This window comes from Acidiferrobacteraceae bacterium (assembly GCA_037388825.1).
Taxonomy (GTDB): domain Bacteria; phylum Pseudomonadota; class Gammaproteobacteria; order Acidiferrobacterales; family JAJDNE01; genus JARRJV01.
Genome location: JARRJV010000009.1, coordinates 1 through 15,657 on the forward strand (window position 1 = coordinate 1; position 15,657 = coordinate 15,657).

The window sequence follows — 15,657 nt, forward strand, 5'->3', positions numbered from 1 at the left end:
GCCATGGAGATCTCGGCGGTGTCGATGCCGTAGGGGCAGAACACGGAGCAGCGGCGGCACTGGGAACACTGATGGAAATAGCTGTACCAGTCGTCGAGCACTTCCTTGGTCATTTCCGTGGCGCCGATCAGCCACGGCATGCCCAGTTTGCCGAGGATACGGCCGGGTAGGGTGTGGTAGCGGCGGTAGACCTTGCGCAGGAGATCCTGACGCGCGACCGGCATGTTCTTCGGATCGGTCGTGCCCAGGTAGTAGTGGCACTTGTCGGTGCAGGCGCCGCATTTTACGCACGAGTCCAGGAAGACCTTGAACGCCTTGTTGCCACGGGCGATCTCGCCCAGGCGGACAACCGCCTTTTCTTCCCAGTTGTCGACCAGTTCACCGGGAAAGCCCACGCTTTCGTTGTGCTCCGGCTTGGCAACGAACGGCTTGCTGTGCGCCATCACCCCGGGATGGATATGGGGGATGATCGGATATTCCTTGACTTCGGGTACTTGAAAGTCAGCCACAGATTTCTACCTCGTTATCGTTCGTCGTCTCGGCCGTAAGCCTATTTTTCGCCACTGACGCTGGCATTGGCGGTCCAGCCGCGCACATAACGCTTCTCGCGGACATTGTCGATCATGTTGCGACTCGGGCTGAAGAAAACGCCCGGCACGTGCAGCAGTTTGCTGATGGGAAAGACCAGCATCAGGATCGCGACCAGGGTCAGATGGATGATCAAAAACGGGTCGGATGGAAGTGACTGCCAGTCGAAACGCATCAAGCCGAGAAAGAAGGCCTTCAATCCAATGATGTCGGTATGTGCCGCTGGCACAAAGCTCATGATGGCCCCGCTGAGACCAATGGCGACCAGCAACAACAGCATCAAGTGGTCAGACGGGCTGCTGATGTAGCGCACGCGGTCGACCAGAATACGGCGGGCCCACAGGCCGCCAAGACCAAGCAGCATGGTGAAGGCAGCGTACCTGCCAAATGGCTGCACCAGCGCCACCAGTGTCCACACGGGTTCGGTGAAATAGCGAAGGTGGCGCAACAGCACGAGCAACAGGCTGAAGTGGAATATCCAGCCGAACAGCCAAATCCACTTGTTTGACTTGAACAGGCTCTCGAAGACCGTAACTTCCTTGGCCATGCGCCAGACTACGCCGGTGGCCGTGGTTGGCGCCGGCGTGGTCGGAATCTTGAGGGGCTGCGGTGTGCGCGCGTAAACATAAATCTTGTAGCCCACGCCAAAGACCAGGACAGCGGTCGCGACGTAGAACAGAAGCGCGTAAATGACCGTCAACGCAGTGATCGAATGCATCGATTGCTCCAGACTAAAACCCCGGAAGGCGGGCAGGGCGAGAAAACCCGCCCTGCCACTGCCGGGTCCCCGGAATTAAACGCAGCCAGTCGGCTTCGGGAGACCAGCGTACTTACAGGCCTGCTTCGCCGGGCCATACGGGAACAGCTCGTACAGGTACTTGCTGTTGCCCTTGTCCGGGCCAAGCTTCTTGCCAATGGCCTTGGTCAGAACGCGGACCGCCGGGGCGATCTGGTATTCGTCATAGTACTCACGCAGGAAGTTGATCACTTCCCAGTGGTTTTCGGACAGTTCGCAATCGTCGGCCTTGGCCATTACCTTTGCGACTTCCTCGTTCCAGTCATTGCGATCGGCGAGGTAACCTTCCTCATCGACCTCAATCGACTTGCCTGCTACATCAATCGTTGCCATGGTTCTACTCCTATCAAGTTAAACTACGCAGTATCAAAGCCAGGACTGCACGCAGGTACTGTCTGCGGCCAGGTCCACGAAGCCGGTGTAGTCCACCATCTTGATGCCATCGATCATCTTGTCCTGGATGCCACGGGCTTCCACGTCGGGACCGAGGGCGCAGAAGGTGAACTTCTTCATCGCTTCTTCCACTTTCGAACTCATCCCGCTTCCCTTCAACGCCGCATAGACGCCGTCTTCGATCAACAGGATTGTGCTCCCTTCTTTGGCCAGCCGAAGGCAGGTATCGAGGGAGTTCTTTTGATACGGTGATTTATTAACGGTGTGCAACATAGTCATTTTGTTCACCCGATCAGTAGTTCAGTACGATGTCCATTTCTTCCATGAGTGCCTGGATCTCGGCGGCGCTTTTGACTTCGACGTCGACGTTGAAGTCGTCTTCGCCCAGTCCCCGCTGCTCCATGGCTTCCTTTTCCACGTACAGCTTTTCTACATCGTACATTTCCAGGGCCCGATAGGTCGGCGAGAAATTCTTCATGCCGATGTCATCGGTCTTCTGCCCTTTCATAATTTCAAAGACACCGTCGTCGGTGAACACCAGACATACGTCTTGCTCGAATGCCGCACCAATCAGCACTACTTCCAGTGCCTCCAGGGCGTAGATGGTGCCGTAGGGCGCCGTACGGCACACGTACATCAGTTTCTTGACGGTACCGCCTTCTTCCATCATTTCGTCGGTCATTGTTTCCCCCTCCGAATCAGTCGCCGAACGTCAGATGACGATCGCTCTGGATGCAGGCTTCGATCAGCTGGCCAAGGCCGGAGATCCGGAAACCCGGTGCGATGTTGTCGCCATCCTTGCTGTTGCGTTTTGCTTCGTCGGGGTCGACGATGCCGCGACGCTGGGCCGCGGCGACACAAACGACGAGATCAATACCATGCTTGTCTGCCAGTTCCGACCAGCGGTTGACGATATTGCGATCGTCCTGCGGCGGAGTCGTGAACCGGGTCCCGTTGTTCACACCGTCGTGGTAGAAGAACACGCGAAAGATCTCGTGCCCCTTTTCCAGGGCGGCGGTCACGAAGTTGTAGGCCGAATCGGCGGCTTCGTGTGTGTACGGGCCCTCGTGTACTGCGATGCTGAACTTCATTTAGCCGTTTCCTCCCGTCGACTCGGCCTAGAAACGGATATGGGTCGACGCATTGAGCGTGCGACGCGATCCGCGCCAGTCGTCGATGTGGTACTTGGTGAACGGCAGCTCGGTCAGCTCGAAGAAACGCGGCCAGCCGATACGCTCGACCCAGTCGCCCACACGTTCCCAATCCTTGGCGTCTTCCTGGTACACGCGCAGGATCTTCTTGACGATCTCTGCGGCTTCCGGCCAACGTGGCGGGTTGTTCGGGATGCCGGCGGCAACCAGCTTGTGGAACATCGGCTTGCTGCGGGCATTGGAGTGCTTGCCACCAACCCAGACGGACAGCTTGGTAAATTCCGCATCGTTGATCTGCATCGGCGGGCACGGCGGGAAGCAGGCGCCACAGCAGATGCACTTCTTCTCGTCCACTTCCAGGGACGGCTTGCCGTTCACCATGGCCGGGCGGATGGCTGCGACAGGGCAGCGGGCAACGACGGAAGGCCGTTCGCAGACGTTGGCCACGAGGTCGTGGTTGATCTTCGGCGGCTTCGTGTGCTGCACGTTGATGGCGACGTCACCCTGGCCACCGCAGTTGATCTGGCAGCAGGAGGTGGTGATGTGCACACGGTTCGGCATGCGCTCGTTGGTGAACTCTTCGTACAGTTCGTCCATCAGCGCCTTGACCACGCCGGAGGCGTCGGTACCGGGAATGTCGCAGTGCAGCCAGCCCTGGGTGTGGGAGATCATGGTCACGGACGGGCCGGTGCCACCGATGGGGTAGCCGGCTTCCTCGATCGCCTTGATCAGGGGTTCGACCTTGGACTCTTCCGTCACCATGATTTCCATGTTGGAGCGAATGGTGAAGCGGACATAGCCATCGGCGTACTTGTCGATGATGTCGCACAGCAGATTGATCTCGTAGGGACCAAGCTGGCGCTGGGTACCGACGCGCACGGTCCAGACCTCATCACCGCTCTTCGCTACGTGATGCAGCACGCCCGGACGAGGACGATCGTGGTAGGCCCAGTTACCGAAGTTCTTGATGAAAACCGGGTGCATGTACTGGAACGCGTCCGGTGCACCGCTTTCAATCGGGTGGCGCGGAGTATCAGCCATTTTTGCCTCCAGGAAATAACCTTAATTCTGTTGCCGATATTGGCGTAAACCAAAGCCCGCCCCAATGGAGCGGGCCTCGCTTCATACAGTGATTAGCCGGCAGCTTCGGCCTTGCGCTGCTTCCACTTCTCGGCTTCAACATCCCAATCGTCCATGCGCACATAGGAGCTCTCGCGCGGATGGTTGATCATGTTCGGGTCGACCTCGATACCGATCCCCTCGAGGAAGTTCACCAGGCCAATACGCTCGATCATCTCACCGGTACGCTCGTGCTCCAGGGCGTTCTCGGCGAAGAAGTCGATGGTGTTTTCGGCCATTTCTCGCAGCTGATCGTAGTCTTCGTCCGACTCCAGCTTCATGAACGGAACGATAACGGTGCCCATGGTGTCGCCGATCTTCAGGGTGCGCTTGCCGCCGATGAGGACGGTGACGCCCTTGTCGTCGCCCGGCTTCAGGGCCTTGGTCATGACATTGATGCAGTGCATGCAGCGCACACAGTTGCGGTTGTCCACGTCCAGGCTGTCGTCGTCGTTCAGGGACAGGGCATTGGTCGGGCAACGGCTAATGACGTTGTCGACCACATACTTGCGGCCCTTGGCCTTGACGAAGGACTTGACCTCGTTCTGGTCGACCTTCATGTCGTCGCGCCAGGTACCGATGACGGCGAAGTCGGAACGGTGAATGGAGTTCATGCAGTCGTTCGGGCAACCGGAAACCTTGAACTTGAACTTGTAGGGCAGGGCCGGACGGTGCATGTCGTCGAGGAAGTTGTTCACCAGCACGCGGTGGATCTTCGGCTCGTTGGCGCAGCTCTGTTCGCAGCGGGCGGAGCCGATGCAGCTCATGCCGGTTCGCACGCAGGGGCCGGCGCCACCGAGGTCCCAGCCATACTCGTTGATCTCGTCAAAGAAGTGCTGGGTGTTGTCGGTGGTGGTACCGATGAACATGATGTTGCCGGTCTGGCCGTGGAAGGCGATCAGGCCGGAACCGTATTTGTTCCAGGAATTGGAAAGCTGGCGCAGCATGTCGGTGGTGTAGTGATTACCGGGCGCCGGCTGTACGCGCAGGGTGTGGAACTCCCTGGACTCGGGGAACATGGGTTTGCCATCGGCGCCCATGAGCTCGGTGAAGCGCGGGATGATGCCGCCGCCGTAGCCGAAGACGGAAACCGTGCCGCCCTTCCAGTAGCCGAGGCGAGTGTTGTAGGAGTGTTCCAGCTGACCCAGGAGGTCAACAACCATGTCGCCGTGTTCCTTGCGCATGGCCAGGCGCTTCAGCCCGGTTACGAAACTCGGCCACGGACCGCTTTCGAGCTGGTCCAGCATGGGAGTGGAATGAAACGGCTTGCTGGATTCCTTTTCTTCCAGGGGCGGAAGATAGGTAGCATGGCGTTTCGGATCTTTGGGCTTGTTTTCGGCCATTCTGGATACCTCCAAATGCGAGTTCGGTGTAGCTCACTAGCCTTGCCGTCGTTGGCAGGCGCCGCGTCGTCGATCAAAGACAAGGCCAGGGTTGAATTCGAGCGGGTGCGCATCTTACTGCGAATTCCCGTGTCCTTCCAGAGGTCTACCTGGTCTGCCCCAAGTTCGAGCGGAGTGTAGGATATCGGGGCAATGGGACGATACCCTTCTTTGGGGGTGGGCCAAAACGAGGATAGACCCCCCCGAAAGGGATAGAAAAACTGGGTCTGAAGCGCACTCTTCGTGAGCTGACGGGTGATACTATGAAAAAACAACAGCCTACAGGAATCTCTTCGACGCGCATCGAGATGCCGCGGAGTGGAACAGTCGCTTAACCCTCCCATTTTAGGGAGTTTTATCGACAGCGCTTTTCCACTACATTGCCGCCGGACTGTAATACCTGAGCGGCGTCCTGGGTCTTCATGCTTGGCAAGCCAGGCATCGATCAACATATATCATATATATGGTACCGGCCCGGCGGCCCGTGGCCCCGGAATCTGATTCAGCATGGTCACACTGGCGATGGTAGAAAACACAGCAACGGATAGGGCGACAGTGACACCGTTTCGATTGGACCACGATTCAGCCTATTTGCGCTGGCGCGACGCGAAACTGAGTGCCTATCCGGCTGGTCCGGAAGAATTGATTGTGGAGGTGCGCGACCCAGCGAACTTGTCCGATGCCGAGACCGAGGCAATTCGGGATCGCTGCCTGCGCGCCAATATGGCGATCTATGCCGGACCGGAAGCTCCCGGCATCGCTGACAAGGAGACTCCGAGGCGCCTGGGAACGCAGTTCGGCCTCACGCGCCTGGATCCCAACATGCTGGCCGACGAAGACGGGATTACCTCGCTGACGGTGGTTCCGGGCAAGTCCGGCCGGGGCTATATCCCCTACTCGAATCGGCGCCTGTTGTGGCATACCGACGGCTACTACAACCCCCCGCAGCGCACCATTCGCGCCATGTTGCTGCATTGTGTGCGTCCAGCGGAGCAGGGCGGTGAGAACCGGCTGCTGGATCATGAAATGGCCTATATCGCCTTGCGGGACGAGAATCCGGACTGGATTGCTGCATTGATGGCCCCGGACGCGATGACGATTCCCGCCAACACGGAGAATGGGACGGAAACCCGGGCGGCCCAGACGGGCCCGGTTTTTTCCCTTGATCCCGTCAGCGGCAACCTCCATATGCGCTATACGGCGCGGGTGCGCAGTATTCAGTGGAAGGATGATGTGCCGACGCAAGCGGCCGTGTCCGCCCTGGAAAGGGTCCTCGGGGCGGAGTCACCCCATGTGTTTCGTCACCGGCTTCGGGCGGGGCAGGGCCTGATCTGCAACAATGTGCTGCACAACCGCAGTGAATTCACGGACGCGGAAGGTGAAGGAAGAGGACGGCTGGTCTACCGCGCCCGCTACTATGACCGCATCCGCGGAACCGACTGGAATCTGATTTAGGGGAACAAGCGATGCTGAACCTGAGCGAAGTCCTGATTCAAAACCCGGAGCTGGAAAGCTTCGAAGACCTGATTCGTGTTGTCCAGGAACGGGCGGCCGGCGAGATTCATTTCCGGATCGACGTGAAGCCGCCATATCCCGATACGCCCCCCAATTGGGAGGACCGGCTGGAAGGCGCGTTTGTCGGGATCAACTCCATTACGCACTAGGATTTCCAAGACCCGATGAGATACATCAAAGACGATATAGGCAAGAACGATGCGGACTGCGCCGAAGATGCGGTCCGGTCGACGGTACTTCTGGAACAGCGTATCGAAGCGATTGAGGATCGCATCCGCGAGCTTCCGGCGGATGCCGAAGTGGAGCGGGCGAGTCTGCAGGTTGACGCGGCGGCACTGCTGCTCGATCTGGAACAGGGAAAAGAGGCCTGGGACCTCGCGCGGTCGGCGCTGGACCCGCTGCTCGCTCATCAGCAATGGGAATTGGCCGCCCAGGCCTGCCTGCTTATGTTCCAGGCCGATCAGCCTGAATCCATGGCTGCCCTTGGGCACGCCATATGGCTCTCGGTTACCTTCCCGGTGGACCCGGAGCTGACGGTCGCCATCATGCAGCAGGTCGTTGACGAGACGCCGGACGATTCCGACGGTGCGGCGGTCGCGGCGGTCGTCGCCCACTACGTCACGGATCTTCGCGCCGAGGGCAAACAGCGCGATGAATTGCTGTTTTTTACAAACAATCTGATCGGCACCGTCGCCCGTCGCCACGGCGATGTCAGTAGCCAGGAAAAGTTTGATGCCTGGTTTGAGCGTCTGGAATTGAACGAACCGGAGAAATTCCTGGTTCGATTGCGCAATATTGTCGATGTCATGGTTCAGGAAGACTGGTGGCTGGACCGTGACGCTTTGCAGAACCAACTTCCGGGTAATTGATTCGCGCTTATGTACTGGGAAGAGACACAGGAGCATCAGCAGCCGGTATCGGACGAAGTCGTCGATATCAGTTTCCGGATCCGCTGTCGCGCACTGCCGGTGGACCACGCCGGTGCACTCGCCGATGCCCTGCTGGCGCAGTTGCCGTGGCTGGCCGAGCACCCACAGGCCGGGGTTCACAGTATCCATGTGGCCGATTCCGGCAACGGGTGGATGCGTCCGGATCAGCCCGACGACCTCATCTACCCGTCACGGCGCACCCGGCTCACCTTGAGGGTCCCGCGGGAGCATGTGGGCGAGGCCCTGGGCCTGAGCGGCAGTTCCCTGGATATCGCCGGAAACTCCCTGGATGTGGGCGAGGCCAGCGTCCGCCCCCTGAGTACGATTACGACCCTGTTCGCGCGCTATGTTGTTGCCACGGATGAAGGCGAAGAAGCCGTGTTTCTTGATGCCATCGCCCGGGAGTTGCGGGCCATGGGTATCCAGCCGCGAAAAATGATGTGCGGGATCAGCAAGACAATCCGTGCGGGGGACGATAAAATCCGGACCCGCAGCCTGATGCTGGCCGAGCTCACGGTGGAAGAATCGATCCGTCTGCAGGAAAAAGGCCTGGGAACGCATCGGCATTTGGGGTGTGGTCTTTTCATTCCGCACAAGGATATCAAGAAGGTTCGACCCGGTTCGTCCGAGGCGGCCGAATAGCTTATCCAGAATCGTCAATCAATAAACGTAAGGAGAGGGACGCAGAACCATGTCACTCGAATATCAGGGTAAAACCATTGAAACTACGGCCACCGGCTATCTTGTCAACCTGGAAGACTGGGATGAGGGTCTGGCGAAGCAACTCGCCGATTCCGAGGGAGTCGAGTTGACCGACCGCCATTGGGATCTCATTAACTTCCTGCGGGACGAGTACTTCAACAACAACCAGAATCAGCCCAACACGCGCAACATCGTGAAGGCGATGTCCGATAAGTGGGGCGAGAAGATCGGCCAGAAAGAGATCTATGATCTGTTTCCCAAGGACCCGAGCAAGCAGGGCGGGCGGATCGCCGGCCTGCCTGAGTCGCGCCGCAAGGGCGGATACTAGGTCATAGCGGGCGGCGTGGCCGTCAGGGCCGCGCTGCTACGCCCTGCCATGTCCATCTACACCACTGTTGTCTCCGCCGGGGATTTGGCGCACCACATCGACCACCCGGACTGGGTTATCGTGGACTGCCGTTTCACCCTCACCGATCCGGAGGCGGGTCGGCGCGCCTACACCCAAGGTCATCTTCCGGGCGCACGCTATGCCCATCTGGAAGACGATCTCTCGGCACCGGTTTCTCCGCGAAGTGGCCGCCATCCGCTTCCCGATCCGGATGTGCTGGAGGGGAAGCTGGGTGCATGGGGAATCGACTCGGAAAAACAGGTCGTCGCCTACGATGACACCTTCGGTGCCATGGCCTCGCGGCTGTGGTGGCTGTTACGCTGGCTCGGCCACGACCGGGTGGCCCTGCTCGACGGAGGTCTCCCGGCCTGGACCCGTGCCGGCCTGCCTGTGACGACGGAGATTCCCCGGGTGCATCCCGCGCATTTTCTCGCGAATCCGCGACCCGGCATGGTGGTGAGCGCCGAGTCCGTGGCGGCTTCCCTGGCCGAGGATTCAGCCGTGCTCGTGGACGCACGTGCCGAAGAGCGTTTCAGCGGTGAGGTCGAGCCGCTGGACCCCGTTGCCGGCCACGTTCCTGGCGCGGTCAATCTGCCCTGGGAGGACAATCTGGATCTGGACGGGACCTTCCTGCCCCCTGGCGACCTCAAGGAACTCTACGGGGACATCATTGGTTCCCATTCGAGCGCAGACGTGATCGCGATGTGTGGATCGGGGGTAACGGCCTGTCACAACCTTCTGGCCATGGAAATCGCAGGAATCTCCGCGGCGCGACTGTATGCCGGTTCCTGGAGCGAATGGATCACGGACCCCGGGCGCCCCGTCGCCACCGGAGAGTGAACGAAGCCTAGGTCCCGATGCTGAAGGGTGGGGGCCCGCCCCCGGGCTTCTTGTCTTCCGCGTGCTGGATACCGTGTTCGATCAGGCCTTCCAGCGCCTCATGGGTTTCGGGGTCGACGCGCAGGAAATGAATCGCCGTCCCGCTGTCGGTGATGCGCGCAATCTCCGACGGGATATGGAATACCTTTTCCTCATCCCCGTAGGAAAGGGTGATCATCAGGTCCACCTTCGCACCCCGGGTCAAAGCCCCCCAATAGACATTGAGGAGCGCGCCTGTAAAGCTGATGTCGTGGAGTTTGCACAAGCGAAAGCCCTGGGGAAGGCTGAGAAGTACTTCCTCGACGATGGGTACGCGAATGTCGGTGCGGCGTTCAACGGTCATGACGATCCACCCATACACGAATCAAATTATATCGCAGGATGTTATGCAAGTACTGTGTCATCGCGTGCGCCATTGGCAATTAGTCATAAAAGATCTCGTAGGGTCGCCGGATCGACTCGGCAACCTGGCCCAGCGAAAAATACCGCACAAATCTCGCAGTTTCCGCGCCCTCGAAACAGATGACAATGGTGGGCACTTCGCGGACATCCCACGTCGCCGCTTTTTCCGCTTCCACGTCACACCGAATCGTCTGCAGCCGCATGCAGGGAAACCGGTCCCGGAGCAGGTCTTCCAACCGCGGACGAATGGTATCGCAGACGCCGCAATCCGGTCCGGTAAACAGCAGCACCTCGTTTCCGGCGCCCGCGGAATCCGCCAGCGTCGAATGATTCTCCAGATCGCCTTTGGGGACCATGATCGGGCTCAAACCTCGCCCCACATGCGGATCAGGTTCACATAGGCGGTGTTGATCTCCCGGGCCTCCTCGCTGTCCGGAGAACTTGCGAGCAGGCTTTCCTTGGCCCGGTAAAGGGTATAAAGGAGCTCACGCCGGGCGGGGTCGCGGATCAGGCTCTGAATCCAGGTGATGGCAACCAGTCGTTCTCCGCGGCTTACTTCGGCCACGTGGTGCAGGCTGGAAGAGGGGTAGACCACGGCGTCGCCGGCAGGGAGCTTGACCCGGTTCTGCCCAAAGGCGGAGTTGACCACCAGTTCGCCACCATCATATTCATCAGGCTCGCTGAGGAAAACGGTGACAGAAACGTCGGATCGGTACAGCGGGCCCGGTGCACCCATGACCGGGTCATCCACGTGGTCCCCGTAGCGCATTCCGGGCGCATATCGGGCAAAAATCGGGCTGGCCGCCCGCAGGGGCAGGGCGCCTGCGCGGTACGCCTCATGTTCGTTCAGGGCCGCCATGACGGTACTGTTGAGCAGCTCCAGAACCTGACGGCTCGCAGCCAGTTCCTCATTGTTTTTTACGCGGCCTGCGTCGTGACCGGCGCTGAGTCGACCGTCGACAAAGCGGGCGCCAGCCAGGGTCTGGCGGACGTTGCGCAGCTGTTTGTCATTCAGTACGCGTTCCAGGATGAGTTGCATAGGGAGGTATTTCGGGATTCAGGCGCTATGGAACGGGAAGGAACCTTGTGCCAGCCCAGCGATTCGTCGTGGATAGTGATGATAATCTAAATTAACAATATTGTTAAACATATTGTTTTATATAATAAATAATATCTTCACCCAGGCCGCGGTGCGGTTCTGATCGTGCCATATGGCGCACTATAACCGAGAAGGGCAAAAGGCTGGAACCGCAGGCGAAGCTTTGGAATAATACGCGGCCTTGAGACATATAAGCTATATCTAATGTACCGGATTTTCGGCGTCCCTTTTAGCACAGGAGCGGTATTTTAAAATGAACAAGACCTATTACGAGACCATCGACAAGATGGAGAAAGCCGGTGTCGACAAGGAATACATCAACGGTTGGGCATGCGGATTCCTGCATAACCCGAAGCGCGAGGAACAGCGCGTGACCGAAGCCTACGAGGCCGGTTACAACGATGGAACCGAGAGCAAGACCGACGGATTCAGCACCTGGCAAAACGGCTGATTCGGCCTGCTTCGAAAGCCGATCCCAGAAAAAAGCAGACGGTGAGTCGTCTGCTTTTTTCTTGTCTGCAGAACCGGTGACGGGCGTCCCATGAGCGAACGGAAAATTCAGACCGGGGTATCGCCGTACGTGCTTGAGGAACTCAAGCCGCTGAGTTTTGTGTGGCGTATCCGCGGAGCCCTGCCGGCGGATGTCTGTCGCGAAGCCATACGACGGTTCGAGGAAAAGAAAGAGCAGCAATACCTCGGCCGGGTCGGGCAGACGGCGGAGGAACGCACGTCCATCAAACAGTCCACGGACCTGGCGATTAGCGGCAAGGATGACTGGAAAGACATCGACACCATGTTGCACCGTTCCCTGGGGCTCGCGATTCGGGAATTTCGTGAGTGCTTCGGATTCTTCAAGGGACCGTTCCGGGACGTGGGCTACAACCTGCAGCGTACCGAACCCGGTCAGTACTATCACTGGCACATCGATGGCGGTAGTCACGATTTTGCCGATCGCCAGCTGGTCGCCGTCTGGTACCTGAATGATGTACCGGGTCCCGGGGGAGAAACCGAGTTCCTCTACCAGGATCTCAAGGTAGAACCGGAGGAAGGAACCCTGATCCTGTTCCCGCCCTTCTGGACCCACGAGCATCGCGGTGTGACTCTTGAGCAGGGAATGAAATATATCGCCACGACCTGGGTGGTCTTCGCCTGACCGGCACTCCTGTGCCTCCCGACGCTTGCCCTCATGACCCCGCAGATCATCGCCCTGTTGACCGTGGTCTGCGTCCTGACCTACAGCTTCGAAATAGTATTCGGGCTGGCCGGCACCATCCTGATGGTTACCATCATGAGTCTCGTCGTGCCGACCCAGGTACTGGTGATCTATTCAATCCTTCCCCAGATCCTGGTCGCGGTCATCGGCCTGGTGCGCACCCCCAGGCCCCTGAACTGGCGACTCCTTGGCGGTATGCTGGCCCTGGCATCCGTCGGCGCGGTCCTCGGCCTGCTGCTGTTCTATCGCCTGCCACCGGAACTGTTCCGACGCCTGTTCGCCGTTGCGATTGTCGTGTTTGGCGCCTACTTGGTGCTTTCGCCGGGCCATGTTCGGCTGCATCCCTGGCTCGGGCGGTTGCTGGACGGGCTTGCGGGAATTTCCCAGGGCCTGTTTGGTGTCAGTGGCCCCATCGCCATGACCCGGCTGCTGGGCACCCTTGCGCACAAGACTGACGTGCGCAATCACGCACTCGCATTTTTCCTGGCCTTGAACCTGGTTCGTGGGGGTGGCTACCTGGTGAACGGCACGATCGGGGCCCAGATCGGCCTGGCCATGGCCTGGTCCGCGCCGGTGCTGGGGGTCACACTATGGTTTGCGAACCGCCTGCATTTCCACGTCAATGAGGCATGGTTCCGGCGCGTGGTTTCCTGGGCCATTCTGCTGGGCGGGATCAGCATGTGGTGGCGCTAGTCAGGCCTCGTGTTGGGCCTCTTCCGCCAGCTTGTACCATTGCTGCGCCTTTTCGGGGTCGACGGGAACCCCCTGGCCCTGCTCGTACATCATGCCCAGGGTCATGGCGGAACCGGGCAGGCCCTGTTCAGCCGCCAGCGTGAACCACTTGATGGCCTCGGCATTGTCCTGCTGTACGCATTCTCCCTGCATATACATAAAGCCCAAACCGTGTTGCGCGTAGGGATGACCCTGGTCGGCAGCCAATTGCATCCACTTCAGGGCATCGGCATCGTTGCGCGCGCGGCCCAGGCCGTTCTGGCACATGACCGCCATCCGGTACTGCGCCTCGGCGTTGCCGCTGTCCGCCAGGGGGGCGAGCAGATTTGCCGCCTTCGCGAAATGTTTGGCCTCGAACGCAGCAAGGCCGCTGGACAGATTCATATCGATTTCGTCATTCATTTTCTTTTGTATCCTGAAATTCTTCTTACAGGCGGGACTGTTCCATGGTGGCAATGATGCGATCCCCGGCGGCGAGACCGTCGGCGGCAAAATGGTTCAGCGCGTCGCCGGCGACCTTGTGCCAGTGGTCCCGGCCCCGGTCGACGGCCTCGCGCAGCGGTCTTGGGTTGCCGTCATCCTGCCAGCGTCCATAGGCCTCTACCAGGGTGGGGAAGAGGTGTTTGCGCATTCCACTGAAGTTGGAAAAGTAGATGTGCAGGGAGGCGGAATTGTCCCGTGCCATGAGTTCAGGCAGGGTCTGGATGGTATCTGCCAGCAGGTCACGTACCGCCCGCGCCAGGTACTCCAGCTTGGACTGGGGAAACTGGGCCAGCATCTCTTCCCAGGCCGGCCCCAGGAGTCTGCCGGCTTCGGCTTCTCCCACTTCGTGCAGAATCAGGGACTCGGTTTCGTTTTCGGTCATCTCGTCGAGGACGCGTTCGAGGTCCGGTTGGGCATAGAGGTCCATGACGTGGGCCATGGGCCGTTCCGGGTTCTGTTTCTGGAACTGCCACTCCTCGATGCGCTCCCACAGGAAACGACGCAATGATTCCTGGCGTACGTAGACTGTCTGGTCGCGGTACATGGACGGGGGCGCCACCAGATCGCGCGCGTATTCCTTGCCCGACACCAGGATGCGGACGTCGCCGACCTGCTCCTGACGTACGAGATCGCCAAGGAAGAAATGGGGTTTGCTGTACAGGCCGGTGCCGCCGCTGTAAACATAGCCCGCGGGCACCAGTTTCCGGTTGATGGACCCGGCATCGAAGGGGTCGTGGTCCGAGCTGTCGACGGGAATGCGGGCGAAAGCCATTTCGTCCAGCTCATTCCAGGCGTGTTCCCTCTCCACCAGCCAGTTGCCCACGCCTTCGCGCGGAAGCGGCTCGGTCAGGGGGATCCCGTTTTCCCAACGGTAGTACTCGCGCATCTTCAGCAGGAACACGCACATGGTGTAATAGCCCGCGTACTGCGCATCGGAAATGTGGCAGTTCTGCTGGACGGTGTCGACCAGTTTGCCGAAATTCTGCATTGCCCGTGTCCTCGTGCGACCCGTCTAGTCTAACATCGCCGCTGTCCGACCGCCGCCGGCAAAGTCGGCGGAAAATGTAGGGATTCCATCCCCTTGGCCCGCCGCCCTCCGGTGTACTACCATCGCCAACCGCGGGCCCGGAGCGGGCCTCTTTCTCCAAGCACAGGACACGTGGAATCACCCATGGCCGTTCGCATGAAAACCCGTTGGCACCGGTCCCGCCGCAGCCGGCGCAATATGGAAGGCTCCAGTCGCCCGAAGACCCTGGACGACCTGGCGGGCGTGATCGCGTTCAACATCTGGAAGATCTCCCAGGAAACCTTCCGCCATATGGATAAGGAAGGCTTCACCTTTGAAGACGAACAGGTTATCGGCGTCCTGCGCGAGATGGCGGCATTCCTGATCCAGATTGCCGACCGGATGGTGTACGGCAAGCTGGAAGAGGGCGAGCGCGAGCAGTTCGTCAACGCGGTGGCCCGGCAGGTAGTGGAGACCCTGCAGGCCAACCAGGAAGACCTGTTCGGACCCGGTGACTATCGCACACCCTTCATCGATCTTCTCAACGAACGCCTGGCGCGGTACGCCGAGTTTGCCTACGACGAGCAGGAGGGACCGGGATACGCTTTCAAGCGTTATCTTGGCGAGCGTTGTGCGGCCGCCATGGTGGGGACCGACAACAAGTGGGTCATCGAGCACGTCATGGAGATTGAGGCACCGGAAGCGGTTAAGAACATCCGGCGTCTGGTCCGCGACGTCATGGGTTTGCGCGCCCGTTCGTCGTCCACTCCGCCCGCCTGATTTCCCGCTAGCAGTAACATTTCCCATCGGATTCGGTTATTCTTCGCCGCATTTATCGGCGCACACACGCAGAAAAATGGAAGAAATCAATCAGCTGAAC

General features: G+C 59.5%; 23 protein-coding genes. 10 read left to right on the forward strand and 13 right to left on the reverse strand.

Features of this window, described 5'->3' with window-relative positions:
• The 8 genes from P8X48_02610 to dsrA all read right to left on the reverse strand — a co-directional run.
• Nucleotides 1-509 (reverse strand): (Fe-S)-binding protein (locus P8X48_02610; GenBank protein ID MEJ2106207.1); only part of this gene is annotated, 509 nt, incomplete at its 3' end.
• Between the two features lie 41 nt (nucleotides 510-550).
• The gene (locus P8X48_02615) at nucleotides 551-1,306 is read right to left on the reverse strand and encodes a respiratory nitrate reductase subunit gamma (protein MEJ2106208.1); all 756 of its coding nucleotides are present in this window, start codon (nucleotides 1,304-1,306) and stop codon (nucleotides 551-553) included.
• Nucleotides 1,307-1,381: 75 nt separating this feature from the next.
• Nucleotides 1,382-1,717, reverse strand: coding sequence for a TusE/DsrC/DsvC family sulfur relay protein (locus P8X48_02620; GenBank protein ID MEJ2106209.1), 336 nt, complete (start codon nucleotides 1,715-1,717; stop codon nucleotides 1,382-1,384).
• Nucleotides 1,718-1,750: 33 nt separating this feature from the next.
• A complete protein-coding gene (gene tusB, locus P8X48_02625; GenBank protein MEJ2106210.1) occupies nucleotides 1,751-2,056 on the reverse strand; it encodes a sulfurtransferase complex subunit TusB in 306 nt (101 codons plus the stop codon).
• Between the two features lie 13 nt (nucleotides 2,057-2,069).
• Nucleotides 2,070-2,459 (reverse strand): sulfurtransferase complex subunit TusC, encoded by a 390-nt coding sequence (tusC, locus tag P8X48_02630; GenBank protein MEJ2106211.1) that lies wholly within the window; start codon nucleotides 2,457-2,459, stop codon nucleotides 2,070-2,072.
• 16 nt (nucleotides 2,460-2,475) lie between these two features.
• Complete coding sequence (gene tusD / locus P8X48_02635; protein ID MEJ2106212.1) at nucleotides 2,476-2,868, reverse strand: sulfurtransferase complex subunit TusD; 393 nt, start codon at nucleotides 2,866-2,868, stop codon at nucleotides 2,476-2,478.
• Between the two features lie 27 nt (nucleotides 2,869-2,895).
• Nucleotides 2,896-3,969 carry a dissimilatory-type sulfite reductase subunit beta gene (dsrB, locus tag P8X48_02640; GenBank protein ID MEJ2106213.1) on the reverse strand — a complete coding sequence of 358 codons (1,074 nt, stop codon included), beginning with the start codon at nucleotides 3,967-3,969 and terminating at the stop codon, nucleotides 2,896-2,898.
• Between the two features lie 92 nt (nucleotides 3,970-4,061).
• Nucleotides 4,062-5,390: a dissimilatory-type sulfite reductase subunit alpha gene (gene dsrA, locus P8X48_02645; GenBank protein ID MEJ2106214.1), complete on the reverse strand. Its 1,329-nt coding sequence runs from the start codon at nucleotides 5,388-5,390 to the stop codon at nucleotides 4,062-4,064.
• Nucleotides 5,391-5,984: 594 nt separating this feature from the next.
• Between dsrA and P8X48_02650 the strand changes: the two genes are divergently transcribed.
• From P8X48_02650 to P8X48_02675, 6 genes are read left to right on the forward strand one after another with little or no spacing between them, the layout of a single operon-like run.
• Nucleotides 5,985-6,884: a TauD/TfdA family dioxygenase gene (locus tag P8X48_02650; GenBank protein ID MEJ2106215.1), complete on the forward strand. Its 900-nt coding sequence runs from the start codon at nucleotides 5,985-5,987 to the stop codon at nucleotides 6,882-6,884.
• A gap of 11 nt (nucleotides 6,885-6,895) precedes the next feature.
• A complete protein-coding gene (locus P8X48_02655) occupies nucleotides 6,896-7,093 on the forward strand; it encodes a hypothetical protein (GenBank protein ID MEJ2106216.1) in 198 nt (65 codons plus the stop codon).
• A 15-nt stretch (nucleotides 7,094-7,108) separates the two neighbouring features.
• Nucleotides 7,109-7,813 carry a hypothetical protein gene (locus P8X48_02660; GenBank protein ID MEJ2106217.1) on the forward strand — a complete coding sequence of 235 codons (705 nt, stop codon included), beginning with the start codon at nucleotides 7,109-7,111 and terminating at the stop codon, nucleotides 7,811-7,813.
• 9 nt (nucleotides 7,814-7,822) lie between these two features.
• Nucleotides 7,823-8,515, forward strand: coding sequence for a type I-MYXAN CRISPR-associated protein Cas6/Cmx6 (gene cas6 / locus P8X48_02665; GenBank protein MEJ2106218.1), 693 nt, complete (start codon nucleotides 7,823-7,825; stop codon nucleotides 8,513-8,515).
• Nucleotides 8,516-8,564: 49 nt separating this feature from the next.
• A complete protein-coding gene (locus P8X48_02670) occupies nucleotides 8,565-8,903 on the forward strand; it encodes a TusE/DsrC/DsvC family sulfur relay protein (protein MEJ2106219.1) in 339 nt (112 codons plus the stop codon).
• Nucleotides 8,904-8,918: 15 nt separating this feature from the next.
• Nucleotides 8,919-9,803, forward strand: a complete 885-nt coding sequence (locus tag P8X48_02675) for a sulfurtransferase (protein MEJ2106220.1) — start codon at nucleotides 8,919-8,921, stop codon at nucleotides 9,801-9,803.
• A gap of 7 nt (nucleotides 9,804-9,810) precedes the next feature.
• Here P8X48_02675 and P8X48_02680 read toward each other — a convergent pair whose 3' ends face one another.
• The 3 genes from P8X48_02680 to P8X48_02690 all read right to left on the reverse strand — a co-directional run bounded on the left by P8X48_02680 (nucleotide 9,811) and on the right by P8X48_02690 (nucleotide 11,283).
• Nucleotides 9,811-10,185, reverse strand: a complete 375-nt coding sequence (locus P8X48_02680) for a PilZ domain-containing protein (GenBank protein MEJ2106221.1) — start codon at nucleotides 10,183-10,185, stop codon at nucleotides 9,811-9,813.
• Nucleotides 10,186-10,264: 79 nt separating this feature from the next.
• The gene (locus tag P8X48_02685; protein ID MEJ2106222.1) at nucleotides 10,265-10,600 is read right to left on the reverse strand and encodes a thioredoxin family protein; all 336 of its coding nucleotides are present in this window, start codon (nucleotides 10,598-10,600) and stop codon (nucleotides 10,265-10,267) included.
• Between the two features lie 8 nt (nucleotides 10,601-10,608).
• Entirely contained in the window at nucleotides 10,609-11,283 is a 675-nt protein-coding gene (locus tag P8X48_02690; GenBank protein ID MEJ2106223.1) for a Fe2+-dependent dioxygenase, read from the reverse strand.
• 313 nt (nucleotides 11,284-11,596) lie between these two features.
• Between P8X48_02690 and P8X48_02695 the strand changes: the two genes are divergently transcribed.
• From P8X48_02695 to P8X48_02705, 3 genes are all read left to right on the forward strand, one after another.
• On the forward strand, nucleotides 11,597-11,794 hold the full coding sequence (locus tag P8X48_02695) for a hypothetical protein (GenBank protein MEJ2106224.1): 198 nt from the start codon (nucleotides 11,597-11,599) through the stop codon (nucleotides 11,792-11,794).
• A 90-nt stretch (nucleotides 11,795-11,884) separates the two neighbouring features.
• Nucleotides 11,885-12,496 carry a 2OG-Fe(II) oxygenase gene (locus P8X48_02700; GenBank protein ID MEJ2106225.1) on the forward strand — a complete coding sequence of 204 codons (612 nt, stop codon included), beginning with the start codon at nucleotides 11,885-11,887 and terminating at the stop codon, nucleotides 12,494-12,496.
• A 33-nt stretch (nucleotides 12,497-12,529) separates the two neighbouring features.
• Nucleotides 12,530-13,249 (forward strand): sulfite exporter TauE/SafE family protein, encoded by a 720-nt coding sequence (locus P8X48_02705; GenBank protein MEJ2106226.1) that lies wholly within the window; start codon nucleotides 12,530-12,532, stop codon nucleotides 13,247-13,249.
• Here the strand turns inward: P8X48_02705 and P8X48_02710 are convergent, their stop codons facing one another.
• Together P8X48_02710 and P8X48_02715 are read right to left on the reverse strand one after the other, a co-directional pair.
• Nucleotides 13,250-13,690: a tetratricopeptide repeat protein gene (locus P8X48_02710; protein MEJ2106227.1), complete on the reverse strand. Its 441-nt coding sequence runs from the start codon at nucleotides 13,688-13,690 to the stop codon at nucleotides 13,250-13,252.
• Between the two features lie 25 nt (nucleotides 13,691-13,715).
• A complete protein-coding gene (locus P8X48_02715) occupies nucleotides 13,716-14,759 on the reverse strand; it encodes a hypothetical protein (GenBank protein MEJ2106228.1) in 1,044 nt (347 codons plus the stop codon).
• A 183-nt stretch (nucleotides 14,760-14,942) separates the two neighbouring features.
• On the opposite strand from P8X48_02715, the gene P8X48_02720 reads away from it, so the two are divergent.
• A complete protein-coding gene (locus P8X48_02720; GenBank protein ID MEJ2106229.1) occupies nucleotides 14,943-15,557 on the forward strand; it encodes a hypothetical protein in 615 nt (204 codons plus the stop codon).
• The last annotated feature ends 100 nt before the right edge of the window (nucleotides 15,558-15,657 follow it).

Bases quoted from the DNA above. Each gene is read 5' to 3' on its own strand.
- P8X48_02655 (MEJ2106216.1), top strand. From the start codon at position 6,896: ATGCTGAACCTGAGCGAAGTCCTGATTCAAAACCCGGAGCTGGAAAGC.
- P8X48_02670 (MEJ2106219.1), top strand. From the start codon at position 8,565: ATGTCACTCGAATATCAGGGTAAAACCATTGAAACTACGGCCACCGGC.
- tusB (MEJ2106210.1), bottom strand. From the start codon at position 2,056: ATGACTATGTTGCACACCGTTAATAAATCACCGTATCAAAAGAACTCC.
- dsrB (MEJ2106213.1), bottom strand. From the start codon at position 3,969: ATGGCTGATACTCCGCGCCACCCGATTGAAAGCGGTGCACCGGACGCG.
- P8X48_02660 (MEJ2106217.1), top strand. From the start codon at position 7,109: ATGAGATACATCAAAGACGATATAGGCAAGAACGATGCGGACTGCGCC.
- P8X48_02620 (MEJ2106209.1), bottom strand. From the start codon at position 1,717: ATGGCAACGATTGATGTAGCAGGCAAGTCGATTGAGGTCGATGAGGAA.
- P8X48_02715 (MEJ2106228.1), bottom strand. From the start codon at position 14,759: ATGCAGAATTTCGGCAAACTGGTCGACACCGTCCAGCAGAACTGCCAC.
- tusC (MEJ2106211.1), bottom strand. From the start codon at position 2,459: ATGACCGACGAAATGATGGAAGAAGGCGGTACCGTCAAGAAACTGATG.
- tusD (MEJ2106212.1), bottom strand. From the start codon at position 2,868: ATGAAGTTCAGCATCGCAGTACACGAGGGCCCGTACACACACGAAGCC.
- P8X48_02700 (MEJ2106225.1), top strand. From the start codon at position 11,885: ATGAGCGAACGGAAAATTCAGACCGGGGTATCGCCGTACGTGCTTGAG.
- P8X48_02710 (MEJ2106227.1), bottom strand. From the start codon at position 13,690: ATGAATGACGAAATCGATATGAATCTGTCCAGCGGCCTTGCTGCGTTC.
- P8X48_02685 (MEJ2106222.1), bottom strand. From the start codon at position 10,600: ATGGTCCCCAAAGGCGATCTGGAGAATCATTCGACGCTGGCGGATTCC.
- P8X48_02680 (MEJ2106221.1), bottom strand. From the start codon at position 10,185: ATGACCGTTGAACGCCGCACCGACATTCGCGTACCCATCGTCGAGGAA.
- P8X48_02720 (MEJ2106229.1), top strand. From the start codon at position 14,943: ATGGCCGTTCGCATGAAAACCCGTTGGCACCGGTCCCGCCGCAGCCGG.
- dsrA (MEJ2106214.1), bottom strand. From the start codon at position 5,390: ATGGCCGAAAACAAGCCCAAAGATCCGAAACGCCATGCTACCTATCTT.
- P8X48_02690 (MEJ2106223.1), bottom strand. From the start codon at position 11,283: ATGCAACTCATCCTGGAACGCGTACTGAATGACAAACAGCTGCGCAAC.
- P8X48_02615 (MEJ2106208.1), bottom strand. From the start codon at position 1,306: ATGCATTCGATCACTGCGTTGACGGTCATTTACGCGCTTCTGTTCTAC.
- cas6 (MEJ2106218.1), top strand. From the start codon at position 7,823: ATGTACTGGGAAGAGACACAGGAGCATCAGCAGCCGGTATCGGACGAA.
- P8X48_02705 (MEJ2106226.1), top strand. From the start codon at position 12,530: ATGACCCCGCAGATCATCGCCCTGTTGACCGTGGTCTGCGTCCTGACC.
- P8X48_02695 (MEJ2106224.1), top strand. From the start codon at position 11,597: ATGAACAAGACCTATTACGAGACCATCGACAAGATGGAGAAAGCCGGT.